This is a genomic window from Paenarthrobacter sp. YJN-D (genome assembly GCF_015040335.1).
GTDB lineage: Bacteria > Actinomycetota > Actinomycetes > Actinomycetales > Micrococcaceae > Arthrobacter > Arthrobacter nicotinovorans.
Map to the genome: position 1 here is coordinate 1 of NZ_CP053549.1, position 23,471 is coordinate 23,471.

22 protein-coding genes, 2 tRNA genes and 1 pseudogene are annotated in these 23,471 nt (G+C 61.6%); 16 read left to right on the forward strand and 9 right to left on the reverse strand.

Features of this window, described 5'->3' with window-relative positions; all coding sequences use genetic code 11:
- Positions 1-19: 19 nt before the first annotated feature.
- From dnaA to HMI60_RS00055, 12 genes and pseudogenes are all read left to right on the forward strand, one after another.
- Positions 20-1,438, forward strand: coding sequence for a chromosomal replication initiator protein DnaA (gene dnaA, locus HMI60_RS00005; protein WP_018778482.1), 1,419 nt, complete (start codon positions 20-22; stop codon positions 1,436-1,438).
- A 576-nt stretch (positions 1,439-2,014) separates the two neighbouring features.
- Entirely contained in the window at positions 2,015-3,139 is a 1,125-nt protein-coding gene (dnaN, locus tag HMI60_RS00010; protein ID WP_018778481.1) for a DNA polymerase III subunit beta, read from the forward strand.
- Positions 3,140-3,154: 15 nt separating this feature from the next.
- Positions 3,155-4,066: pseudogene (gnd, locus tag HMI60_RS00015) on the forward strand (phosphogluconate dehydrogenase (NAD(+)-dependent, decarboxylating)); the annotation flags it as partial.
- Between the two features lie 23 nt (positions 4,067-4,089).
- Entirely contained in the window at positions 4,090-5,283 is a 1,194-nt protein-coding gene (gene recF, locus HMI60_RS00020) for a DNA replication/repair protein RecF (protein ID WP_079582046.1), read from the forward strand.
- On the forward strand, positions 5,270-5,824 hold the full coding sequence (locus HMI60_RS00025; protein WP_193590304.1) for a DUF721 domain-containing protein: 555 nt from the start codon (positions 5,270-5,272) through the stop codon (positions 5,822-5,824). Before recF ends, HMI60_RS00025 begins: the two co-directional genes overlap by 14 nt.
- 338 nt (positions 5,825-6,162) lie before the next feature.
- On the forward strand, positions 6,163-8,241 hold the full coding sequence (gene gyrB / locus HMI60_RS00030) for a DNA topoisomerase (ATP-hydrolyzing) subunit B (RefSeq protein WP_193590305.1): 2,079 nt from the start codon (positions 6,163-6,165) through the stop codon (positions 8,239-8,241).
- A 63-nt stretch (positions 8,242-8,304) separates the two neighbouring features.
- Complete coding sequence (gene gyrA, locus HMI60_RS00035) at positions 8,305-10,977, forward strand: DNA gyrase subunit A (RefSeq protein ID WP_079582045.1); 2,673 nt, start codon at positions 8,305-8,307, stop codon at positions 10,975-10,977.
- Complete coding sequence (locus HMI60_RS00040) at positions 10,974-11,699, forward strand: DUF3566 domain-containing protein (RefSeq protein ID WP_026267271.1); 726 nt, start codon at positions 10,974-10,976, stop codon at positions 11,697-11,699. The genes gyrA and HMI60_RS00040 overlap by 4 nt, the downstream gene beginning before the upstream one ends.
- Before the next feature lie 113 nt (positions 11,700-11,812).
- A tRNA-Ile gene (locus HMI60_RS00045) sits at positions 11,813-11,886 on the forward strand.
- Between the two features lie 47 nt (positions 11,887-11,933).
- On the forward strand, positions 11,934-12,053 hold the full coding sequence (locus HMI60_RS20950) for a DLW-39 family protein (protein WP_018778473.1): 120 nt from the start codon (positions 11,934-11,936) through the stop codon (positions 12,051-12,053).
- Positions 12,054-12,124: 71 nt separating this feature from the next.
- A tRNA-Ala gene (locus HMI60_RS00050) sits at positions 12,125-12,200 on the forward strand.
- A 116-nt stretch (positions 12,201-12,316) separates the two neighbouring features.
- Positions 12,317-13,240, forward strand: a complete 924-nt coding sequence (locus HMI60_RS00055) for a DMT family transporter (RefSeq protein WP_110504801.1) — start codon at positions 12,317-12,319, stop codon at positions 13,238-13,240.
- 34 nt (positions 13,241-13,274) lie between these two features.
- On the opposite strand, the gene HMI60_RS00060 is transcribed toward HMI60_RS00055, so the two are convergent.
- Together HMI60_RS00060 and HMI60_RS00065 are read right to left on the reverse strand one after the other, a co-directional pair.
- Positions 13,275-14,150 carry a glycosyltransferase family 2 protein gene (locus HMI60_RS00060; RefSeq protein WP_018778470.1) on the reverse strand — a complete coding sequence of 292 codons (876 nt, stop codon included), beginning with the start codon at positions 14,148-14,150 and terminating at the stop codon, positions 13,275-13,277.
- Positions 14,151-14,279: 129 nt separating this feature from the next.
- The gene (locus HMI60_RS00065; protein WP_193590306.1) at positions 14,280-15,251 is read right to left on the reverse strand and encodes a hypothetical protein; all 972 of its coding nucleotides are present in this window, start codon (positions 15,249-15,251) and stop codon (positions 14,280-14,282) included.
- Between the two features lie 153 nt (positions 15,252-15,404).
- Here HMI60_RS00065 and HMI60_RS00070 point away from each other — a divergent pair, with 153 nt between their 5' ends.
- Together HMI60_RS00070 and HMI60_RS00075 are read left to right on the forward strand one after the other, a co-directional pair.
- Entirely contained in the window at positions 15,405-15,947 is a 543-nt protein-coding gene (locus tag HMI60_RS00070) for a peptidylprolyl isomerase (RefSeq protein ID WP_018778468.1), read from the forward strand.
- Between the two features lie 20 nt (positions 15,948-15,967).
- The gene (locus HMI60_RS00075) at positions 15,968-16,822 is read left to right on the forward strand and encodes a rhomboid family intramembrane serine protease (RefSeq protein ID WP_055976705.1); all 855 of its coding nucleotides are present in this window, start codon (positions 15,968-15,970) and stop codon (positions 16,820-16,822) included.
- Positions 16,823-16,873: 51 nt separating this feature from the next.
- On the opposite strand, the gene HMI60_RS00080 is transcribed toward HMI60_RS00075, so the two are convergent.
- The 7 genes from HMI60_RS00080 to HMI60_RS00110 all read right to left on the reverse strand — a co-directional run bounded on the left by HMI60_RS00080 (position 16,874) and on the right by HMI60_RS00110 (position 21,668).
- Positions 16,874-17,494 carry a GyrI-like domain-containing protein gene (locus HMI60_RS00080; protein ID WP_193590307.1) on the reverse strand — a complete coding sequence of 207 codons (621 nt, stop codon included), beginning with the start codon at positions 17,492-17,494 and terminating at the stop codon, positions 16,874-16,876.
- Positions 17,495-18,250: 756 nt separating this feature from the next.
- Positions 18,251-18,850, reverse strand: a complete 600-nt coding sequence (locus HMI60_RS00085) for a DNA-3-methyladenine glycosylase I (protein ID WP_110504803.1) — start codon at positions 18,848-18,850, stop codon at positions 18,251-18,253.
- A gap of 139 nt (positions 18,851-18,989) precedes the next feature.
- The gene (locus HMI60_RS00090; protein WP_193590308.1) at positions 18,990-19,706 is read right to left on the reverse strand and encodes an alpha-ketoglutarate-dependent dioxygenase AlkB; all 717 of its coding nucleotides are present in this window, start codon (positions 19,704-19,706) and stop codon (positions 18,990-18,992) included.
- Complete coding sequence (locus HMI60_RS00095) at positions 19,703-20,332, reverse strand: methylated-DNA--[protein]-cysteine S-methyltransferase (RefSeq protein ID WP_018778463.1); 630 nt, start codon at positions 20,330-20,332, stop codon at positions 19,703-19,705. Before HMI60_RS00095 ends, HMI60_RS00090 begins: the two co-directional genes overlap by 4 nt.
- Positions 20,329-20,859 (reverse strand): RNA polymerase sigma factor, encoded by a 531-nt coding sequence (locus HMI60_RS00100; protein WP_018778462.1) that lies wholly within the window; start codon positions 20,857-20,859, stop codon positions 20,329-20,331. The genes HMI60_RS00095 and HMI60_RS00100 overlap by 4 nt, the downstream gene beginning before the upstream one ends.
- Positions 20,859-21,368 (reverse strand): methylated-DNA--[protein]-cysteine S-methyltransferase, encoded by a 510-nt coding sequence (locus tag HMI60_RS00105; protein ID WP_193590309.1) that lies wholly within the window; start codon positions 21,366-21,368, stop codon positions 20,859-20,861. Before HMI60_RS00105 ends, HMI60_RS00100 begins: the two co-directional genes overlap by 1 nt.
- Before the next feature lie 45 nt (positions 21,369-21,413).
- Complete coding sequence (locus HMI60_RS00110; protein WP_018778460.1) at positions 21,414-21,668, reverse strand: cell division protein CrgA; 255 nt, start codon at positions 21,666-21,668, stop codon at positions 21,414-21,416.
- Between the two features lie 173 nt (positions 21,669-21,841).
- Here HMI60_RS00110 and HMI60_RS00115 point away from each other — a divergent pair, with 173 nt between their 5' ends.
- The gene (locus tag HMI60_RS00115; RefSeq protein WP_370584074.1) at positions 21,842-22,654 is read left to right on the forward strand and encodes a class E sortase; all 813 of its coding nucleotides are present in this window, start codon (positions 21,842-21,844) and stop codon (positions 22,652-22,654) included.
- Positions 22,655-22,824: 170 nt separating this feature from the next.
- Positions 22,825-23,466, forward strand: coding sequence for an aminodeoxychorismate/anthranilate synthase component II (locus tag HMI60_RS00120; RefSeq protein ID WP_018778458.1), 642 nt, complete (start codon positions 22,825-22,827; stop codon positions 23,464-23,466).
- The last annotated feature ends 5 nt before the right edge of the window (positions 23,467-23,471 follow it).

Here is a 23,471-nt window from a genome sequence, read left to right on the forward strand (position 1 = left end):
AGTATTTAGGAACTGATTGATGACAGTAGACGAAGCCAACCACGCCAACACTGTCGGAAGTTCCTGGCGCAGGGTGCTAACCCTCCTGGAACAGGACGACCGGGTCACACCCCGTCAGCGTGGTTTCGTCATTCTCGCCCAGGCCCAAGGCCTTATCGGTTCAACCTTGCTGGTGGCCGTGCCCAATGAGCTAACCCGCGAAGTCCTCCAGACACAGGTCAAGGATGCTCTGGATGACGCCTTGCGCAATGTCTTCTCCGACGACATCCGCTGTGCCATCGATGTCGACACCGATCTGGTACCCGTCCATGCCGAGCCGGAACCCGCCGTCGAGCTTTCCGCCGTTCCTGACTTCGCCGAGCCGAAGCCGCAGCCAACCCCGCCGAGCACCTCACATGAGTTCGGCCGCCTGAATCCTAAGTACATCTTCGACACTTTCGTGATCGGTTCCTCGAACCGGTTTGCCCATGCGGCCGCCGTCGCTGTCGCAGAAGCGCCGGCAAAGGCGTACAACCCGCTCTTCATCTACGGCGACTCGGGCCTTGGCAAGACGCACCTGCTGCACGCGATCGGGCACTACGCACGCAGGCTCTACAGCGGCATCCGGGTCCGCTACGTGAACTCGGAAGAATTCACGAACGACTTCATCAACTCCATCCGTGATGACGAGGGCACCAGCTTCAAGACCACGTACCGCAACGTGGATGTCCTCCTGATCGATGACATCCAGTTCCTGGCAGGCAAGGACCGGACGCAGGAAGAGTTCTTCCACACGTTCAACGCGCTGCACAACGCCAACAAGCAGGTTGTCATCACCTCGGACCAGCCACCCAAGATGCTGGCCGGCTTCGAAGACCGCATGACTTCCCGCTTCGAGTGGGGCCTTCTGACGGACATCCAGCCGCCGGAACTCGAAACGCGTATCGCCATCCTCCGCAAAAAGGGATTGAGCGAAGGCCTCTCGGCCCCCGATGACGCCTTGGAGTACATCGCGTCCAAGATCTCCAGCAACATCCGCGAACTTGAAGGCGCACTGATCCGCGTCACGGCTTTCGCCAGCCTGAACCGCCAACCGGTGGATGTCGCCCTCGCAGAGATGGTGCTCAAGGACCTGATTACCGACGACGGCGCCCAGGAGATCACGGCGAAGCAGATCCTTGACCAGACTGCTGACTACTTCAAGCTCAGCATGGAAGAGCTCTGCAGCAAGTCCCGTACCCGCACCCTGGTGACCGCACGCCAGATCGCGATGTACCTCTGCCGCGAACTGACGGATATGTCGCTTCCCAAGATCGGGCAGGAGCTCGGCGGACGTGACCACACCACGGTCATCCACGCCGACCGCAAGATCCGCGAGCTCATGGCCGAGCGTCGTGTGATCTACAACCAGGTCACAGAGCTCACCAACCGCATCAAACAGCAGCAACGCGACTCCTGAAATCCACATCGCGTCCGCCACTACATACCTTATTAACAGGCACATGTGGATAAGCCTGTGGATACTTAAGGGGACAAGCGCGGTTAATGGGCTTAAAACCCTTAAGCCGTCTGTGGATCGTTAAAAACCGGCTTTGGAGTTGTCCCCATCCACACCCTGTTTAAAACCCAGTTAACGCACAGTCCATGAACAGGGCTTAACCCCGGATCTGCGCCGCAGGATGGGGTTATCCACAGTTTCCACAGCAGTTATTAACACTACGAATCCCAAAAAATTGAAATCCCTCAAATAACAATCTCGTTCTGCCACCCACCCGACCCTCCGAAGGACATGCCAAGTTCCGGGCCACGGCCAGCCTGCGGCTGTCCACATAGGACGGGTCGGAGCAATCGGGGATGGGTTAATCGCGGATCTTCCGGCTAAGCTGTCAGCAGCGCTCCCATCCTTGGGTCTTGTTTGTAGTTCGCTGAGTGCGGACCATGCAGGTTCCGATGCCGGACTGCGAAGATTTAGCGGTTTCCAAGCAGGAATCCGCGGCTACTACATGGCAGCAGCAATGAAAGGCGGCACCCCTCCGTGAAGTTCAGAGTCGACCGCGACGTCCTGGCAGAAGCCGTTACGTGGACCGCGCGGTCGTTGTCTCCGCGGCCGCCCGTTCCTGTGCTTTCCGGCCTCCTCCTCAAAGCTGAGGCGGGAACCGTAAGCCTCTCGAGCTTCGACTACGAAACATCGGCGCGCCTGGAAATCCCCGCCGATATCGCCGTCGAGGGCACCATCCTGGTTTCCGGACGCCTCCTGGCAGACATCTGCCGCAGCCTCCCCTCGGCTCCGGTCGAGGTTGAAACAGACGGAAGCAAAGTCACTCTTACCTGCCGTCGAAGCAGCTTCCACCTGGCCACAATGCCTGAGTCCGAGTACCCGGCCCTTCCTGCGCTTCCCGCCATCAGCGGCACCTTGCCCGGCGACGCTTTCGCCCAAGCCGTGTCCCAGGTCATCATCGCTGCGAGCAAGGACGACACCTTGCCGATCCTGACCGGCGTCCGCATGGAGATCGAGGATGACCTCATCACGCTCCTGGCTACGGACCGCTACCGGTTGGCCATGCGGGAAGTGCCGTGGAAGCCAGTAACTCCCGGCATCTCAACCAGCGCACTCGTGAAGTCCAAGACCCTGAACGAAGTCGCCAAAACCTTGGGCGGCAGCGGTGACATCAACCTGGCCCTCGCGGACGACGACAGCCGGCTTATTGGTTTCGAGAGCGGCGGCCGTACCACGACTTCGCTCCTGGTGGACGGCGATTACCCGAAGATCCGCTCACTTTTCCCGGACTCTACCCCGATCCACGCAACAGTCCAGACCCAGGAATTGGTGGAGGCTGTACGTCGCGTTTCCCTCGTTGCAGAGCGCAACACTCCCGTCCGCCTCGCCTTCACGCAGGGCCTGCTGAACCTCGACGCCGGCACCGGCGAAGACGCGCAGGCTTCCGAAGAGCTCGAAGCACAGTTGTCCGGCGATGACATCACCGTGGCCTTCAACCCGCACTACCTCGTTGAAGGTTTGAGCGTCATCGAGACCAAGTACGTTCGCTTCTCCTTCACCACCGCTCCCAAGCCGGCCATGATCACGGCCCAGGCTGAGGCCGACGGCGAAGACCAGGACGACTACCGCTACCTCGTGATGCCGGTCCGCCTTCCCAACTAATCGGCAAAACCCGCCCCGCTTTCGCAGAAAAGAGTTCGCACTGTGCACATCGGATTGATCGGCCTTGGAAAAATGGGTTTCAACATGCGGGAACGCATGCGGAAAGGCGGCATCGAGGTCACAGGCTTCGACCGGAATCCCGAGGTCACCGATGCCGCTTCGGTCGACGAGCTCATTGCCGCCCTTCCTACTCCGCGGCTCGTGTGGGTCATGGTTCCCTCAGGCGAGATCACTGACGCGGTCGTAACGGAACTCGGCGGGAAACTGAGCCCCGGCGATATGGTGATCGACGGCGGAAATTCACGTTTCACCGAAGACCAGAAGCACGCGGCCGCGCTGGCCGAAAAGGGCATCCGCTTCGCTGACTGCGGTGTTTCCGGCGGCGTCTGGGGTCTCCAGAACGGTTACGGCCTCATGGCTGGTGGAGCTGACGAAGACATCGAACTTGCCATGCCGGTCTTCGACGCTCTTCGTCCTGAAGGCGATCGGGCCGACAGCTTCGTCCACGTTGGCGGCGTTGGCGCCGGCCACTACGCCAAGATGGTGCACAACGGTATCGAGTACGGCTTGATGCAGGCCTATGCCGAGGGATATGAACTCCTCGCCGCAAAGGACATCGTCAAGGACCTTCCCGGAACATTCCGCGCATGGCAAAAGGGAACGGTTGTCCGGTCCTGGCTCCTGGACCTCATGGTGAAGGCACTCGACGAAGATCCGGGGCTGGCCTCCATTGACGACTACGTCGAAGATTCCGGCGAGGGCCGCTGGACCGTGGAAGAAGCCATCGCCAATGCTGTTCCGGCACCCGCCATCACGGCTGCGCTCTTTGCACGCTTTGCTTCGCGCGAAGACAACTCACCGGCCATGAAAATGGTTTCCGCCCTGCGTCACCAGTTCGGCGGACACGCCACCCGTCCGGCCAACTAGGCCGCAGGAGTCCTGCAAACGGCGTGTACCTCGAACATCTTTCGCTGACTGATTTCCGCAGCTACGCACAGGTAGACCTGAAACTGGGTCCCGGTGTCACCGTGCTGGTGGGTTCCAACGGCATCGGCAAGACAAACCTCATGGAAGCCATCGGCTATTTGGCTACCCTGAGCTCGCACCGTGTCAGCACAGACGCGCCATTGCTTCGTTTTGGTTCAGAACGCGCATTGATCCGGGCCCGTTTGGTCCGTGGTGAGCAAGCGACGGTCATCGAGCTTGAAATCAATGCCGGGCGCGCCAACCGGGGACGCATCAACCGGGGAAACCCGGTGCGCGCACGGGACATCCTGGGCATTTGCCACACGGTGCTGTTCGCGCCCGAGGACCTGGCACTGGTGAAGGGGGACCCCTCCAACCGCCGGCGCTTCCTCGATGAACTGCTGGTCAGCTTGGTACCCCGCCATGCTGCCACCCGCAGTGACTACGACCGCGTCCTGAAACAGCGGAACGCCCTGTTGAAATCGGCCCGTGCAGGCAAATTCACTGCGGGTCATGAAGCAACCCTGGATGTGTGGGACCAACACATGGCCAAGGCCGGGGCCGAACTGCTGCACGCCCGGCTGGAGTTGGTGGAGCGGTTGCGTCCGCACCTGAACAGCGCCTACGCCCAACTCACGGATGGTTCCAAGGACGCCGGGGCGGTGTACCGCTCCACCATCCAGGACATCCTGGACGACGACGGCGGTCCGGCCGACTACAGAACGGAACCTTCGCCGTCGGTTGAGGACCTCAGGCTGCTGTCCGTCGACGAACTCACCGAACGCTATGTCCAGGCCTTCGCAGCCTCGCGGAAAAAGGAACTTGAGCGGGGCATCTCGCTTGTTGGCCCGCACCGCGACGAGTTGGAACTCGTTCTGGGACAGGCTCCAGCCAAGGGCTATGCCTCCCACGGCGAAACGTGGTCCATGTGCCTGTCCTTGCGCCTCGCTTCCTACTACGTCATGTTGGACGATGCCCGGACTGGTGGAACTGCGCCGATCCTGATTCTGGACGATGTTTTTGCCGAATTGGACGTGCAGAGGCGGCGTAAACTGGCTGCAATAGTGGCCGGCGCCGAACAGGTTCTGGTGACTGCTGCCGTCGATGCCGATATCCCTGAGGAGCTGGCCGGACGGCGCGTAACCGTTGTTCCGGGAGGCATCGATGGCGAAGGATAGTCCCGAAGGACTGCAACCGGGCCGGGATCCGGACGAAATTGATGCTGCCCAGGCGGCGCTGAACCGCATGCGTGAAGCAGCCGCGGCCCGTGGTGAAGTAAGGCTGCGTGCCCCCAGGCCCGGATCTGCTCCCAAACGCAAGGGTCTGCGGGATACCCGGGGTTTTGCGCAGTTTCATGGCAGCGGCCGCGACCCCTTGGGCTTGGGCAATGTTGTGGGAAGGCTTGTGGCGGAACGGGGTTGGACTTCTCCTGTTGCCGTCGGTTCCGTCATGGCCGAATGGGAAGCGTTGGTTGGGTCGGACATCTCCGCCCACTGCACCCCGGAGAGTTTCACCGACACCACGCTGCATGTCCGCTGTGACTCAACGGCATGGGCCACGCAGTTGCGGTTGCTCAGTACCAGCCTCCTGGAGATGTTCCGGAATGAGCTGGGTGAAGGGGTGGTCACCAGCATCCAGGTACTGGGGCCATCAGCTCCAAGTTGGCGAAAAGGCGGGCGCAGTGTCAACGGCCGCGGCCCCCGGGATACCTACGGCTGAACGGCGTGCAGGGCGTTTCAACGCCCCCGGGTCGTATAGGCACCCATCGGGACCTCCGCAGGGCCATTGCAGATAGGGCCAGCGGCCTCCCATCGGCATATTCAGCTCTGGGCTGCCCCCGTATTTGCAAGGATTCACGGGTTTCCACGATAGAATTGGCGTAGATCACTGAGCGCCGGTGAAACGTCGTCGGATCCCGAATCCACTCCTGTGGCAGTTGGGAACCCCCGTCGTCGGAGTAATCGGCGCAATCAGTCACGTGCCCGTTGGCGGCCGCGGTTCGCCGCGGGCAGCTGCGGGAACGGCCGACATCGAGTACAGAGGAGTCGAAAGCGCCTGTGGCTAACGACAATGCAGAGACCTTGGCAGTAGAGCCCCAAGAGGAGACTGTTCCCACGCCTGATACGCCTGCGGAGGCCCCCAAGGAGTACGGTGCCAGCGACATCACCGTGCTGGAAGGCCTCGAAGCCGTGCGCAAACGCCCCGGTATGTACATCGGTTCAACCGGTCCCCGCGGCCTGCACCACTTGGTCTATGAAGTGGTGGACAACTCTGTTGACGAGGCCCTGGCCGGTTACTGCAGCCATATCGAAGTAACGCTCCGCGCTGACGGCGGTGTGCAGGTGGTCGATGATGGCCGCGGCATTCCCGTGGATATCCACCCCACCGAGGGTAAGCCCACGGTTGAAGTAGTCATGACCATCCTGCACGCTGGCGGCAAGTTCGGCGGTGGTGGGTACGCGGTTTCGGGTGGTCTGCACGGTGTCGGCATTTCGGTTGTGAACGCCCTTTCCCGTCGTGTGGACACGGAAGTGCGCCGCCAGGGCCACGTTTGGCGGATGACCTTCGCCGACGGCGGCAAGCCCCAGGGCGAACTCGTCAAGGGAGAAGAAACCGAGCGTACCGGAACGTCCCAGACGTTCTACCCGGACGGAACGATCTTCGAATCCACTGAGTTCGACTTCGAGACTCTTCGCGCACGTTTCCAGCAGATGGCCTTCCTCAACAAGGGCCTGCGGATCACGTTGACTGACGAGCGTCCGGTCAACCGCGATGGCGATGACGACCTTGACCTGGACGCAGTAGCCACCGAAGGCGAAGTTGCAGCCGAGCACCGCACGGTTGTCTACGAGTACCCGGACGGCTTGCTGGACTACGTCAAGCACCTCAACTCGAACAAGAAGGTCGAGATCGTCCACGAGGACGTCATCGCTTTCGAAACCGAGGACACAGAGCGGCACATCGCCGTCGAGGTTGCCATGCAGTGGACCACCGCTTATTCGGAAAGTGTCCACACGTACGCGAACACGATCAACACCCACGAGGGCGGAACGCACGAAGAAGGCTTCCGTGCCGCGATGACATCGCTGATCAACCGCTATGCGCGCGAGAAGAGCATCATCAAGGAAAAGGAAGACAACCTTACCGGTGATGACATCCGCGAAGGCCTGACTGCGGTGATTTCGGTAAAGCTTGCTGAACCGCAGTTCGAAGGCCAGACCAAGACCAAGCTGGGCAACTCCGAGGTCAAGGGCTTTGTCCAGCGCGTGGTTACTGACCAGCTGGGTGACTGGCTGGAACGGAACCCGGGCCCGGCCCGCGACGTTATCCGCAAGGCCATTTCAGCCGCCCAGGCCCGCATGGCCGCCCGGAAGGCGCGCGACAATGCCCGCCGAAAGAGCCCGCTTGAGTCCTTCGGTATGCCCGGTAAGCTCTCTGACTGCTCGTCGAAGGATCCTTCGCGCTGCGAGGTCTACCTCGTTGAGGGTGACTCGGCCGGCGGTTCGGCCAAGCGTGGGCGCAACCCCGAAACCCAGGCGATCCTGCCGCTGCGTGGCAAGATCCTGAATGTGGAGCGCGCACGCCTGGACAAAGCTTTGGGTAACGCTGAAGTCCAGTCCATGATCACCGCATTCGGCACGGGAATCGGCGAAGACTTCGACATCTCCAAGCTCCGCTACCACAAGATCGTGTTGATGGCCGATGCTGACGTTGACGGCCAGCACATCACCACCCTGTTGATGACGTTGCTGTTCCGCTACATGCGCCCGCTCATCGAGAACGGTTATGTGTACCTGGCCCAGCCGCCGCTGTACCGGATCAAGTGGTCCAATGCCGCGCACGACTACGTCTACAGCGATCGTGAGCGCGACGAGACCATCCGCAAGGGTGCCGCCATGAACAAGCGCCTCCCCAAGGACAACGGCATCCAGCGCTACAAGGGCCTCGGTGAAATGGACTACACCGAGCTGTGGGATACCACCATGGATCCGGGTCGCCGCACGTTGCTGCAGGTAACCATGGACGACGCATTGGCAGCCGACCAGACCTTCTCCGTGTTGATGGGCGAGGACGTTGAATCACGCCGTAACTTCATCCAGCAGAACGCCAAGGACGTCAGGTTCCTCGATATCTAAGGGCCCAGCAGGGCACCTGAATATTCCAGAACCGACATATACCTGAAACGGAAACCTTAGATTATGAGTGACGAAACTCCCGAAGTCCCGGCTGAATCGAACGACGCCGAGGAAGTTGTTCTTGAGGGTGATGTGCTGACCGACCGCGTGGAGCAGGTGGACCTGCAGACAGAGATGCAGCGGTCCTACCTGGACTACGCCATGGCCGTGATCGTCGGCCGCGCCCTCCCGGACGTCCGCGACGGACTCAAGCCAGTTCACCGCCGCGTTTTGTACGCAATGTTCGACGGCGGCTACCGCCCCGACCGCTCCTTCAACAAGTGCGCCCGCGTCGTGGGTGACGTCATGGGTACCTACCACCCTCACGGTGACATGGCGATCTACGATGCCCTGGTGCGCCTGATCCAGGACTGGACCATGCGCTACCCGCTGGCGCTGGGCCAGGGTAACTTCGGCTCGCCCGGCAACGACGGCGCTGCTGCACCGCGTTACACGGAAACCAAAATGGCGCAGCTGGCCATGGAGATGGTCAGGGACATCGACGAGGAAACCGTCGATTTCCAGGACAACTACGACGGCAAGAACCAGGAACCGACCATCCTGCCGGCCCGTTTCCCGAACCTGCTGGTCAATGGCTCCTCAGGCATCGCCGTCGGCATGGCAACCAATATCCCGCCGCACAACCTCCGTGAAGTTGCCGAGGGCGTCCAGTGGGCACTGGAAAACCCCACCGCCACGCGCGAAGAGTTGCTTGAAGCCCTGTTGCTGCGTATCAAGGGACCCGACTTCCCCACAGGGGCCACCATCCTGGGCCACAAGGGTATCGAGGACGCTTACCGCACTGGCCGCGGCTCCATCACGATGCGCGCGGTGGTCAACGTTGAAGAGCTCCAGGGCCGTACCTGCCTGGTAGTCACCGAGCTCCCGTACCAGGCCAACCCGGACAACCTGGCGATCAAGATCGCCGAGCTGGTCAAGGATGGCAAGATCCAGGGCATTGCCGACCTCCGCGATGAGACCTCCGGCCGCACCGGCCAGCGCTTGGTGATCGTCCTCAAGCGCGACGCCGTGGCCAAGGTGGTCCTGAACAACCTCTACAAGCACACGCAGCTGCAGGACAACTTCTCGGCGAACATGCTGGCAATTGTCGACGGCGTGCCGCGCACCTTGAGCCTGGATGCCTTCATCCGGCACTGGGTTGCCCACCAGATGGACGTCATTGCGCGCCGCACCCGTTACCGCCTGCGCAAGGCCGAGGAAGAAGCGCACATCCTGCGCGCACTCCTCAAGGCACTGGACATGCTGGATGAAGTCATCGCGTTGATCCGTGCGTCCAACACCACGGAAGCAGCCCGCGAAGGCCTGATGGAGCTGTTGGAGATCGACGAACTCCAGGCCCGGGCCATCCTCGACATGCAGTTGCGCCGACTTGCCGCCCTGGAGCGCCAGAAGATCCAGGACCGGCACTCCGAGCTCGAAGCGATGATCGAGGAATACAACTCGATCCTGGCTTCCGAAGAACGCCAGCGCCAGATCATCAGCGAGGAACTCGCTGAAATCGTTGCCAAGCATGGTGACGACCGGCGGACGCACATCCTCATGGGCTTCGACGGCGACATGTCCATGGAAGACCTGATTCCTGAAGAGGAAATGGTTGTCACCATCACCCGCGGCGGCTACGTCAAGCGCACCCGCAGTGACAACTACCGTTCGCAGCAGCGCGGCGGCAAGGGCATCAAGGGTGCCCAGCTGCGTGGCGACGACGTGGTTGAGCACTTCTTCGTCACCACCACCCACCACTGGCTGTTGTTCTTCACCAACTTGGGCCGTGTTTACCGCGCGAAGGCCTACGAACTTGCCGAAGCCGGTCGCGACGCCAAGGGTCAGCACGTTGCCAACCTTCTGGCCTTCCAGCCGGACGAGCACATCGCCCAGGTCCTGGACCTGAGGGATTACCAGCAGGCTCCGTACCTGGTTCTGGCCACCAAGAACGGCTTGGTCAAGAAGACGCGGCTGGAAGACTACGACACCAACCGCACCGCCGGCGTCATCGCCATTAACCTGCGCGATGGTGACGAACTGGTTTCAGCTCAGCTGGTCAGTGAAACAGACGATCTCCTGCTTGTCTCACGCAAGGGCCAGTCCATCCGCTTCACAGCCACGGATGACGCCCTGCGGCCCATGGGCCGTGCCACTTCAGGTGTTACGGGTATGAAGTTCCGTGAGGACGACGAACTGCTGGCCGCGGACGTGGTTCAAGATGGCTCGTTCGTGTTCATCGTGACCGAAGGCGGTTATGCCAAGCGGACTGCCGTGGATGAGTACCGGCTCCAGGGCCGCGGCGGTTTGGGTATCAAGGTAGCCAAGCTGGCCGAGGACCGTGGCGACCTTGTAGGCGCTTTGATCGTCCAGGAAGAAGACGAAGTCCTGGTGGTCATGGAGGGCGGCAAGGTGGTCCGCTCAGCCGTGACCGGCGTTCCCGCCAAGGGCCGCGACACCATGGGCGTCATCTTTGCCAAACCGGACAAGAATGACCGCATTATTGAAGTTGCCCGCAACAGCGAACGCGGTTTGGAAGGCGAGGAATCCGAAGACGGAGCCGACGATGACGTAACGTTGGCTGCAGAGGACGGCGCCGCTGCGGTGACCGCAACGCCCGCAACGGAAAACGACGCAGACCCGGAAAGTGAATCGGGCGCGGAGCTGAACGAAGACAATACCGGAGGTAACGAGTGAGTAATTCCGACTCATATCCCAAGCCGAGCACAGGTGTCCCCGGCGGACTCCGGCAGCCCTCGGGCAATGCACAGGCAGGAACGCCTGCACGGCCCCAGCAACGACCCGGAGCAGGAGCCACCGGTTCAGGAGCCACAGGCGCACGACCGGCGACGGGTGCCAACTCCGCTCCGCGACCTGCCGGTGCCCCCGGACAGCGTCCCGCTCAAGCCGGACAACGACCTGCCCCGGCAGGACAGCGTCCTGCGGGTGCCCCCGGGCAGCGTCCGGCCCAGCCCGGCCAGCGGCCTGCTGGGGCCCCGGGCCAGCGTCCGGCCCAGGGTGCCCCCGGCTTGGTAAAGCCCGCTCCCAAGGCGAAGGTGCGCCGTGCACGCCTCCTGGTCAGCAAGGTGGACCCGTGGTCGGTGCTCAAGATGGCGTTCCTGCTGTCCGTAGCGCTGGGCATTGTCACTGTCGTGGCTGCAATCGTTCTGTGGACTGTGCTGGACCTTACGGGAATCTTCAACCAGGTGGACAGCCTCCTGGGCACTCTCGCAGGTTCTGAAGGTGGCGGTTTCGAGCTGAAGAAGATTGCCTCGCTGGGCCAGGTTGCCTCGTTCGCCACCATCATCGCCGTGGTGAATGTTGTTCTGCTGACGGCGCTGTCCATGCTGTCGGCTGTGCTGTATAACATTTCTGCAACATTGGTTGGCGGCGTCGGCGTCACCCTGACGGACGACTAGAAGAAATCCGCGGAATTTCGCCGTTTTCGGCGGAAATCCTCCGCGAAATTGCCTCGATTTGAGATCGGGCCGGGAAGTGCTGTACAGTCATATCTCGGCCCGATGAGGCATCGGGGCGTATAGCTCAGGCGGTTAGAGCGCTTCGCTGATAACGAAGAGGTCCCAGGTTCAAGTCCTGGTACGCCCACGGAACCAAAACAGGTTCAGGTAAAACTGAGCCGGAATGAGGTACTTGTGAAGAAGTTGCTGATAGTTGTGGCAGCGGCAATCGCAGGTGTCCTGGTTTATAAAAAGAACCAGGAATCCGAAGCCCGGAAAGATGTCTGGAGCAAGTCAACCGATACGGTTGATTAGCCGAGGATCCCGGTTCTGAACTGGTAAAAGCCAGTCCGGAGATGGGGTATGATTGACGGGTTGCTTCTTATGGGGGCATGGCGCAATTGGTAGCGCACCTGCTTTGCAAGCAGGGGGTTCGGGGTTCGAGTCCCCGTGCCTCCACCATAAGGAAAGTCCCGGTCAGGAATGACCGGGACTTTCGCGTTTAACACCAGGATCCGGAATATGCTCTTGCCGGCAGCTCGAATGGACAGGGAACTCCGGCACACTAGGGTTGGTCTGTGAACCTTCTCATCGCCGCCCTGGGAGTCCTGGGTGTTGCCTCCTCCGGACCACTGATTGCCGGGACCTTGGGCGCTACCTCGGTGACTGCACTGGCCATCGCCTTCTGGCGGAACGCCATCGGGGCTGTGGTGATGGCGGCGCCTGTAGCTATCCGGGAGCCGAGAGCGTTCGGCAGGATCACCCGGCGTGAGTTCGGCTGGTCGACGGTGGCCGCCGTCGCATTGGCATTCCACTTCGCGTGCTTCATCACCGCACTCCAGTTGACGTCCGTTGCGGCGGCGACTGCTCTGGTCTGCCTGCAGTCAGCGTGGATCGCGGTCTTCCAGATGTTCCGTGGTACCCGCCACCGCTGGCCTGTCCTGGCCGGCCTTGGCATCGCCTTCGTGGGCGTTGTGGCGATCACGGGATTCGATATGGGTTCTTCCCCCGAAGCACTGCTCGGAGATCTCCTGGCTGTCGCTGGCGGGGCCCTGGCAGGTCTCTACACCCTGGCGGGCGGCAAAGCCCGGCAGTCCATGGCAACGGGAACCTACACCACGCTCTGTTACGGCATGTGCGCGGCCCTCGTGGCATTGATGGCGCTGGTCAGTGGGCAGCCGTTGTCAGGATTCGACGCCGGCGGCTGGCTGGGCATCATCGCCATCACCGTTTGTGCGCAGTTGGTGGGCCATACGGCCTTCAATCACTTGCTGGCAACGATGAGTCCCCTGCTGGTATCCATGATCATCCTGCTGGAGATCCCAGGGGCCGCCATTCTGGCAGCCATCTTCCTCAACGAAACATTGCCGCCCGGTATCTACGCCGGATTGGGACTTATACTCGCCGGCCTGGCCGTTGTGGTGGCCGGACAGAGGCGCAAGCGCCCGGGAACGGAGCGCCCGGAAGCTGACCGGCGGGAAGCCGAACTAGGCACTGACTGAAGTGCCGGCGTCGTACGTCGACGGCTTACAGGCGTTACAGACCGCCGCGGCGGACGCCCTGAGCCGAATTGGCTGTGTGGATGGCCCGCAGCAATTTGGCGGGGAAATACACGGAGAAGAACACCACCATGGGGGCTTTCAGGGCCATCTTTTTGACGTTATGTGCCTTATAGGTCCGGTCAAAGCGTTGGACGTAGTAGCGGTAGTCCCTCGGTGAGTCTTCCAGCCTGCGCGCGGACATGCCCGAGACCATCTGGGGCACGTACTGGACTTTGAGGTCGTGCTCAAAAAGGTGCAGCGAGAGGTCGATGTCCTCGTGCATCTCATCCTTCTCATCGAGGCATGCCTCGTCGCGGATGGTTTCCCAGGCAGTCCGGCGAAGGGCCATGTTGGAGCCGAACAGGAAGTGGTATTGGTGCTTGGCCAGGCGCAGCATGAGTTGGCGCATCTTGTCATCGGCCTTGAGCCCGAACCGGCGCATGGGCATGTCGTAGTACACCACCGGCCCCGTGGCAGCGGCCACGGACTTGTCAGTGAACGCCTTCTGGACCTGCTCAACCCAATCCGGTTCCAGGACAGAGTCGGCATCGATGCGGCCCACGACGTCCCCCGTAGCGCTGTTCAGGCCGTGGTTGCGTGTGGGGATGAGACCCTGCGTTGCGTCCTGCCGCAGGAGAATGATGGGGCTCTCGGGGTATTCCTGCTGCATCTGCCGCACAATCCTTGCTGTCCGGTCCGTGGACATGTTGTCCACCACGATGATCTCGTCAGCAGGGACAGACTGGTAGATGGCAGCGATGAGGCACTGGCGGATGACGCTTTCTTCGTTATACGCCGGGATGACGATGGAGACCCCGGGGGGTTCCGGGGCATCCTGGAGGGCACCCGTCAAGGGGCTATCGGCTGACATCTCTCCAAATCTAACACCCGCATCCTCGCCCCAGCCGGAGGCTTTGGTTACAAGCCGGCAAACACTGGAGGGACCCCGGCTGCTGCCGAAGTCCCTCCAGTATTGAAGCGGTGCCTATCTGAAAAGCACTTAGCTGTTTGTACCCTTGGCGTCAGCCCCGGTGCCTTCGGTGTCCTTGTTCAAGCTGGCCGCGAGGTTCTTCACGGCCGTCTTGGCGTCGGTTGCCACCTTGGCGGTGGAGTCCTCGACGTTCTTGAAGGCGTCCTTGGTGGCCTGCTCGGCCTCGGCTGCTGCATCTTCCGGGGTGATGTCCGTTGCACCCGGCTTGGCAGCTTCCGCAGCCGTTGCCGATGCTGCGGTGTCCGCGGGAGCCGGTGCCGGGGCGGCCGGAACCGGAGCCGGCGTGGGGGTGACCGGAGAAGGCGTCTTCCACGGATCCTCAACCGGCTTGGAAGCCTTCCAGGCGGCAACACCGGCGGCCGCAGCTGCGGCAATGACGGTGAAGATCAGCCATCCACGTTTCTTGGGCTTCGGTTCCTTGCCCAACTTCGTGGAGACGGCCTTGGTGGCCTCGTCAGCCACGGCCTTGATCTGCTTGCCGGTAGCGTGTGCCTGCTCCTGGACGCTGTGCACCACTCCTGAATCAACAAGCTTCTGCGCAACCGCGTCAACCTGTGCGGGGGCGTTCTCCAGGACGTGGTGAACGGCTACAGAGGCCTGGCCCAACTGCTCAGAGAGCTTGGGCAGGTACTCGTCCACGACTTTGTCCCGCGCAATACCCAGAGCCGGAGTGGCCTTGTTGAGCGTCTCCTGGATCTTGGGCGTTGCGTCCTCTACGACGTCGTGGATCTTCGGCGCGAGGTGCGCAAGTCCATCCTGGATCCGCGGCGTAACAACTGCCACGCCGTCGGCAAGGTTGTGCGCGGCGGACTTCAGCCCCTCTTGGATCCTGGGGGAAGCGGTGTCAATGCCGTGCTGGATGCGCGGAACAGCCCAATTGACGGCTGCTTCCACACGGGGCGCAGCCCAGTCGCGTGCGTTATCCACACCAACCGCAACGGATTGTTCGAGTTCGCGGGCAATACGGTCTGTTTTCTTCACAACTACCTCCCGATACACGTGCTCGTTTGTTGCTAGCCTACGTCGCTTGGGGAACACCGGCTATTCATCTGCCGGATTCGACCCGGATTTCACCGAGCGCGGAACCGGCTTTACAACTGCAACGGCGTTGACCCTGCATGGAAGAATGGCCCTATGACCATTGCAACTGCAAAAGCAACGATCCACACTACCCTCGGCGACATCAAGGTTGACCTCTTCGGCAACCACGCGCCCAAGACCGTAGCCAACTTCATTGGCCTGGCTACCGGCGAAAAGTCCTGGAACCACCCCGAGACGGGCGAGGACAAGACCGGAACTCCCCTGTACAACGGCACGATCTTCCACCGGATCATCAAGGATTTCATGATCCAGGGCGGCGATCCCCTGGGCCGCGGCGTCGGTGGCCCCGGCTACCAGTTCGATGACGAGATCCACCCGGAACTGACCTTCAACGCTCCGTACAAGCTGGCCATGGCAAACGCCGGCATCCAGATGGGCAAGGGCACCAACGGGTCACAGTTCTTCATCACCACGGTCAACACCGACTGGCTGTTCGGCAAGCACAGCATCTTCGGTGAAGTCACGGATGAGGAATCCCGCAAGGTTGTCGACGCCATTGAGGCTGTCCGCACCGGCATGGGCGACCGCCCTGTTGAGGACGTCGTCATCAACAGCATCGACATCGAACAGCTCTAGTCATTCACTGAGCTGAATCCATGAGTTACGGAATCCCGTCGGCAGAGCCGTCCGCTGATATTCCGGTGTGCCCGCGGCACCCGGACAGGCCCTCCTATGTGCGGTGCCAGCGCTGCGGGCGCCCCGCGTGCCCCGAGTGCCAGCGGACGGCCGCCGTCGGGTTCCAATGCGTTGACTGCGTCAACGAACAAAAACGTACGACGCCGGCGTACCGGTCCCCGTATGGCGGGGCCCTGGCTGTTGGCCGTCCTTTGGTGACGTTCACGATCATCGGGCTTTGCGTGCTGGTGTACATCCTTCAGTGGATTGTCCCCGGCGACCTGATTTTCCAGGACTTCGCGTTCGCGAATGCTTTTGCGGCCACGGAACCCTGGCGGATGTTGACCGCAGCGTTCCTGCACTCCCAGGGATTCCTGCTCCACATAGTCCTGAACATGTACACGCTGTGGATCTTCGGACAAGCCCTCGAGCCACTGCTCGGGCGGATCCGCTTCCTGGCTGTCTATCTCTTGTCTGCTGTCGGTGGCTCGATTGGCTATCTCCTGCTGACCCCTGACTACCCTCTGTCCGGCGTCGTCGGTGCCTCCGGTGCCATCTTCGGCCTCTTCGGGGCCATGCTGGTGGTTCAACGGCACCGCGGCGGCGACACCCGGCAACTGTGGATCCTGATCGCCATCAACGGCGCTATCGGATTCTTTGTCCCCAACATTGCCTGGCAGGCCCACCTGGGCGGGCTGATTACCGGTGGCCTGGCCGCAGCAGCCATCGCCTACGCGCCCCGGGGCAAGAACCAGGCCCTGCTCCAAGCCGGCGGCCTGGTCCTCGTGGCCGGCTTGCTGGCCGTGGTGACCTGGTTCCGCATTACTGCCGGCTAGCGGGCTGCCCGATGCTTGGACTGGCCCCCACGCTCGCTGCTTTTCCGACCTTCAGTCCGCCGTGCGCACGACTGGCTGCCTCAGGATTGTCCTGAGCCTGTCCGGGGCAGTACGCCGGGGATCACCGAGGTAGATCTCATGGTGCCTCCCCGCCATGGCCAGTGAATGCTCCGGTATGAACCTGTTGTGCATCTCATCCAGTACGGGGCCTTCGTCGTCGTAGGGGCCAACGTGAAGTGTCTGCACGCTCAAACCCTCTTCCAACGATTCCAGACGGAGTGCATCTACGGCAGGAGCCGCTCCCTTGTCGGCGACCGACCTGCACGCTGCCTCCATGTGTTCCTGTGTAAGCCACTCGGGAACCATGTTCATCAACGTCCACGACCAGAGTGATTTGTCCCGGGCGCTGGTGAAGGAATCCATGTCTTCGGCCCACCACAGGGCCTCCAGCGGCATGACACCATAATCACGCGCGAGCTCGCCCTTGCTGAGGAACTTCAGTTTGTAGGCGACCGGATAAAGGGTCGACAACGCGTCCTTGTACGCCTGGGCAGTGTTGGGGTCACCCTTGCCATCGATCATCAGGTACTGCATGGGCGGGACGGTAAGCAGGGAAAACCGTCCCTTGGTCGCACTGTAGGCAGGTATCAGTTTCTTGAGGTTGGTCTTCATGGAACCCACGCTAAGCCCACAGGCCAGGGCGTCCCACCCTGCGGCACCCGTGTTATCCACAAGCGTTATCCACACTGTGAGTAACTTACACACGTGTAGTTATCGTGTTAAGCCCTCGTTGCAGCCCCTGAAGCGCTAGATATCCCCCGAAAGGCATGGATTTCTCCACACCTGTGGATAACTATGTCCCCACAAGCCCGGAATTTGTGGACAAACAAGGCCAATTTGGGATGCCTGTGGATAAGCCTGTTAATTCCGCTGCGTGGAAGCGGCTATCAACAGGCTTATCAACAATGTTAATAACTTACACACGTGTAGTTCAGTCCGGCGTAGGGCCGCTGAGGCCCGGCACGACAGCGATCCCTCCGCTGAAACTCACATGTTTTCCCCATCTGTGGATAACTTGTGGGTAGGGGGTTGTTGTTAAGTGGGTAACCGGCACGGACTCGGAAGATGCGAGGCGAGAGTCGACCGGGGCCTCCGGTGCCTCAAGGTAGTGGCCGGATTATTCCGCCAAGACGAACCAGGCAATCCTGCGACGTTGAACTTTCGGTGAAGCTTGGGCCACTATCCACAGCTCGATGCACAGTGGGCATAAGTCGCAACATGGGCCGTTTGGCCCCTTCACACGCGGTGTGGCACTGATTTTGGACCTAAGTACGTGGATGTCCACAGAAGTTATCCACCCTTGTGGATAAAGTTACGCACTTCTGTGGACAGCGGCTCAGCCGCCCACAGCGAACGTGGACGCTTCCCCTAGGTCCACACTCCAGACGTGCCGCGCCGGTGGCTGTCCACCAAATGGGTATCGATGATGCCCACTGCTTCCATCAGGGCGTACATGGTGGTGGGTCCCACGAAAGCGAAACCCTTCTTCCTCAGGGCCTTGGAGAGGGCGATTGACTCCGGCGAAGTTGTGGGGATTTCCGCCAATGTGCGGGGAGCGGGTGTGCTGTCCGGCTGGAAGGACCACACGAATTCCACCAGCCCGCCCTCCTCACGCAAGGCAATGGTGGCTTTGGCGTTCGTGATCGCGGCGTGGATCTTCAGCCGGTTCCGGACTATCCCGGCGTCGAGCATCAGGCGCTCCACGTCGGATTCCGTGAAGGCGGCCACGCTTTCCGGGTGGAAGTCTAGGAACGCCTCTCTGAAGGCCTCGCGCTTCCGGAGGATGGTGGCCCAGGAGAGGCCGGCCTGGAACGCCTCGAGGCTGATGCGTTCGTACATGCCCTGTTCATCGCGCACGGGCATGCCCCACTCGTGATCGTAGTAGGCCTGCATGAGCGGGTCCGAGGCAGCCCATGAGGGACGAGCCAAGCCGTCCGGTCCGATGATGGTGCCGTTATCCGGGTTCATGCGCACTCCTCCGCAACCATGCCGGCCCAGCGGCCGACATGCATTTAACTGCCGGGGATATTCTTCCCGGCACCTGTGACATTAACAGCTGTCACGTCGACAGCCGGGTAGCGCGGAGCCGGTTTCCACGGGTCCGGTCTTACGACAGACCCGTGACACGCATGGTGATATTGATCCGTCCACGATCGAGGCCGCAGCCCTCAGGAGCCGTATCCGGAAGGACCTTGGGGATGCCGTGATAGGCGAACCGAGAGGGCCCGCCGAATACGAACAGATCGCCCGAACGGAGTTCCAGATCGGTGTAGGGCTTGGTCCGTGACTCGGTGTTGCCGAAACGGAAGATACACGTGTCTCCGATGCTGAGGGACACCACCGGAGCGTTGGAATGCTCGTCCTTGTCCTGGTGCATGCCCATGGCGGCTCCATTGCCGTAGTAATTCACCAGGGCGGCATCCGGTGCGTAGTCCCGGGACAGGCCAATCAAGGATTCATCGACTCCAAGGTCCGGGGAATACGCGGCAGCAACGGCCTGCTTCCCCAGGCGGACCATCCACTCAGGAAAATCGAGGACGGGTTGGCCGTTCACGTCGGTCGCCGTCCGTGAATAGCGGTACGGCTGCCAATGCCATCCCAGGCAAACCGTGCGGACGGACATCTGATGCCCTCCCGGCAGAGTTGCAGCCCGCAAGGGAACGGGCCCCTGGGTCCATTCACCAAAACGCCCGACGATCCATCGTTGCTGTTCCAGGGTCAGCCAACCGGGGACGTGAACCGCACCCGGCCGCACCAGGCGTGGACCGGCGTCGTGGTTTTCCGGTTGAACCAGCTCCAGCGGGAACAGGGCGTCGTCGCTCACGCCGCGGCCTCCAGCGTGAGCAACGCGCGTTTGGCTTCAGGACCTCCAAGGTAGCCACCGAAGCTGCCGTCGGATTTGACCACCCGATGGCAGGGAACGATCACGGGAAGCGGGTTGGTGGCACAGGCGGTGCCCACGGCACGGACGGCGTTGGGGCTGCCGGCCGCCTGGGCCACCTGTGCATAACTCGCCGTGTTGCCGTAAGGAATCCGGGGCAGGTGACGGAGGACGTTGAGCCGGAAACCGCGGGATAACCGGAAATCGAGGATGAGGTCGAAGTCGCGGCGTGTACCGGCGAAATACTCTTCGAGTTCCCGGGCAGCGTCGTCGAGGCGCGTGGGCGCTTCCAGAATGCGCGGGCTGACCGTGTCCGCCAGCAACTGCAGGACGGAGTCATGGTTTTCCAATTCGAAGGCTACCCGGATGATTCCGCGGTCCGTGGCTGCCAAGAGGAGCTTCCCCACCGGTGAATCGACGGTTCGGTAGGCGATGTCCAGGGTGTGGGTCAGTTGTGCGTCGAGGGCCAGGCGGGCATGGAGGTCCGCGAGGGCGGGCCCAAGGGCAACGTCCAGTGGTTCCAGGAGTGACAACACCTCGGTGTGCCCGGGGCTGGGGTCGAGGGTCATTGCACTTCACCTTTCGACGATGAATGGACCAGCGGAACGGGGGTGTGGACGGCTGCCCGGAGCGCCTTCACGCCATCTGCTCCGGCCCGGCGTGCGGCCTCCGGGGAACTGCCCAGAAGGGCGCCGATCTCTTTGTAAGGCAGCCCGGCGAGGTAGTGGTACGCCACGGCCTGGCGCTGCTTCGAGGGCAACTTGGCGACGGCGTCGAGAAGCTCGGTGTCCCGTTCGCCCGGAAGGCCCAGGCGGGTTGGTTGTTCCGGCGGTTGTTCCACAGGTAATGCCCGGCGCGCACCGGCCCGCAGATGGTCAATGCACTTCCGGTGAGCGATGGTCACCAGCCAGGCTTCCACGTTGGCCCCCACGGGAAGATCGGGATAGGCCTGGAGAGCCGCCAGGAACGTGTCCGACCATGCGTCGTCGGCATCGTGGACGCCGAGAATTGCACGGCAAACACGAAGCACCGTAGCCCCGCGTTCCCGAACAACTGCTTCGAACGGTTTCTTGCTGGCCGCCTGTCCGTCTTCCATCAGAAGAGCTTGCCCTCTCTTACGGAATCCGGTTCTTCCAGTTCCAGGAGGAAGCGCTTGTTGCGAAGCCCGCCTGCATAGCCGGTCAGTTGCCCCTTCCGGCCCACTACCCGGTGGCAGGGGATGATGATGCTGATGGGATTACGGCCGACAGCCGAACCAACTGCCTGCGCCAGGTGGGGATCCCCCAGTTCCTGGGCCAATTCCCCGTAGCTGACCGTTTCCCCGAAAGGAATGGTCTCGAGGCGTGCCCAGACCTTCTCCTGGAAGGGATTTCCGCGTGCCTCGAACGGCACGTTGAATTCGGTGCGGTGACCGGCCAGGTATTCGGAGAGCTCGCTCCGGGTGCGGGAGAACACCGGGTCCTCGATGGTGGTGGGCTCTCCGAAATAGTCGGGCGGAGGCATATGACAGTGGCCTTCGTAAAATATGCCCGTCAAAAACTCCCCGCGGGCTGTCAGCGTCAACTGACCCAACGGGGAGTCCAACGTGGTGTGCCGGTTGCTCATATCCTGTAGACGCCAGCAAGCACTGGAATGTGAGGTCCGGAATTCCTAGGAGCGCCAGCGCGTGGTCATGAGGAACCCGACAATTGCAATGCCGAAGCCGGCCACGATGTTCCAGGAAGCCCAGTCGCGGACCGGGAACTGCCCTTCAGTGATGTAGAAGGTGATGATCCACAGGAGGCCGAGGATCATCAATCCAAACATGACGGCCTTGTACCAAACCGGGTTGGGCTTGTACTGCTGCGTGGCCGAAGTCTGTGGGGCCTGGCGGGCAGGCCGCTTGCGGGGCTTGGACTCGGGCACGGATCCTCCTGGACTGTTCGGTTGATACCCGTCCCTGCGGGCCTTGATATCCTGCAGGAAGGAAATTTCCAGCGGTTAACGGCCACACGGCGTTCCGGGTTGGTTCTAGCTGTCAAGTCTAGCCGCAACTCGGGATACGCCCGCGACGCCCGCGCCCTATATGAGGAGACCCTGTGGCGCACCAGCAGACGACGGCGGCATCAGCCGTGCCGTCCGCCAGCCCGGGGCAGGAACGGCGGCCCCGAAAGCGTCGACAGGCCTCGGATGTTATCCGTAAAATCAGCCAGATCTTCGGCGAACTCCTCATCACAGCCGGGATAGTCCTGCTGCTGTTCGTTGGCTGGGAATTGTGGTGGACAAACGTGGAAGCCGATGCCAAGCAAACGGAAGCGGTGAAGAGCTTCGCCCAGGAATTCACCGGCCCGGTAGCTCCGGCGGCGCCGGTGGGTCCGGTGGACTATGGCCCTCCCGTGGTGGGCAAGGCGCCCGGCAACGGCGGAACCATCGGGATCATGTACATCCCCCGCTTCGGCCAGGACTACACCCGCCCCATCATTGAAGGCACGGGCTCGGACGTCCTGGACACCTTGGGATTGGGCCACTACGGAACCACCAGCATGCCTGGAGCTCCCGGCAATTTTGCGGTGGCCGGCCACAGGCAAACACACGGTGCGGTCCTGGACAACATCCACACGTTGGTTCCCGGTGACAAGATCTACGTCCAAACCGCGGATGGCTACTACACCTACGTGTTCCGCAACAATCAGATTGTCCTGCCGGACCGTACCGACGTGCTGATGCCCGTGCCTACCCAACCGGGGGCAACCCCCACGGAAAGTTTCCTCACCATGACCAGCTGCAATCCCCGCTTTGGTGCACAGGAACGCATCATCGCGTACTCAGTGCTGGATGGTTGGCAACCTGCCTCGGCAGGGCCGCCGTCGGAAATAGCCGCCCAAGTAGCCCGCGCCCACGGAAAGGGGTAGCAGATGTACGCATGGATTTTCCGGAACTTGCCCGGTCCGCTGTGGGTACGGATCCTGACCTCACTGGTACTGGTGGGTGTGGCCCTTGTCTTGATGGTCGAGTTCCTCTTCCCCTGGTTTTCCCAATTCACCACATTGACTGACTCAACGATTGGTTTAGTGCAGCAGCCATGAGCACAACAAAGATTTTGGTAATAGATAACTACGACAGCTTCGTCTACACACTGGTGGGCTACCTTCAGGAACTGGGTGCGGAAACAACGGTCGTCCGTAACGACGACGTCACGCTTGCCGAAGCCATCGAACTGGCCGCAACGCGGGACGGCGTATTGGTTTCCCCCGGACCCGGGACCCCTGCAGAAGCCGGCGTGTGCATTGAGCTGATCAAGTGGTGCGGTGAGGCCTCCAAACCCATGTTCGGTGTCTGCTTGGGACACCAGGCCCTCGCTGAGGCCTACGGCGGAGTGGTGACCCACGCGCCGGAACTCATGCATGGCAAGACATCGCCCGTGCGGCATGAAGGCAAAAGCGTCTTCGTCGGCCTGCCCTCGCCCGTCACGGCAACGCGGTACCACTCACTGGCGGCGGTTCGTGCCTCCATACCGGACGTCCTGGAGGTCACAGCGGAGACGACGAACGGTGTAGTGATGGGTCTTCAACACAGGACCGCTCCCCTGTGCGGTGTCCAGTTCCACCCGGAATCAGTGCTCACCGAGGGCGGGTACCAGATGTTGGGGAACTGGCTCGAATCCCTGGGCATGGCCGGTGCCGCCGAACGTGCCTCCAAGCTGAGCCCGCTCATTAAGCAATAACTGCC

Excerpts from the sequence above, each read along its gene's own strand:
- dnaA (WP_018778482.1), top strand. The coding sequence starts at position 20 with ATGACAGTAGACGAAGCCAACCACGCCAACACTGTCGGAAGTTCCTGG.
- HMI60_RS00025 (WP_193590304.1), top strand. The coding sequence starts at position 5,270 with ATGGCGAAGGATAGTCCCGAAGGACTGCAACCGGGCCGGGATCCGGAC.
- gyrA (WP_079582045.1), top strand. The coding sequence starts at position 8,305 with ATGAGTGACGAAACTCCCGAAGTCCCGGCTGAATCGAACGACGCCGAG.
- HMI60_RS00060 (WP_018778470.1), bottom strand. The coding sequence starts at position 14,150 with ATGTCAGCCGATAGCCCCTTGACGGGTGCCCTCCAGGATGCCCCGGAA.
- HMI60_RS00070 (WP_018778468.1), top strand. The coding sequence starts at position 15,405 with ATGACCATTGCAACTGCAAAAGCAACGATCCACACTACCCTCGGCGAC.
- HMI60_RS00075 (WP_055976705.1), top strand. The coding sequence starts at position 15,968 with ATGAGTTACGGAATCCCGTCGGCAGAGCCGTCCGCTGATATTCCGGTG.
- HMI60_RS00080 (WP_193590307.1), bottom strand. The coding sequence starts at position 17,494 with ATGAAGACCAACCTCAAGAAACTGATACCTGCCTACAGTGCGACCAAG.
- HMI60_RS00085 (WP_110504803.1), bottom strand. The coding sequence starts at position 18,850 with ATGAACCCGGATAACGGCACCATCATCGGACCGGACGGCTTGGCTCGT.
- HMI60_RS00095 (WP_018778463.1), bottom strand. The coding sequence starts at position 20,332 with ATGACCCTCGACCCCAGCCCCGGGCACACCGAGGTGTTGTCACTCCTG.
- HMI60_RS00100 (WP_018778462.1), bottom strand. The coding sequence starts at position 20,859 with ATGGAAGACGGACAGGCGGCCAGCAAGAAACCGTTCGAAGCAGTTGTT.
- HMI60_RS00105 (WP_193590309.1), bottom strand. The coding sequence starts at position 21,368 with ATGAGCAACCGGCACACCACGTTGGACTCCCCGTTGGGTCAGTTGACG.
- HMI60_RS00120 (WP_018778458.1), top strand. The coding sequence starts at position 22,825 with ATGAGCACAACAAAGATTTTGGTAATAGATAACTACGACAGCTTCGTC.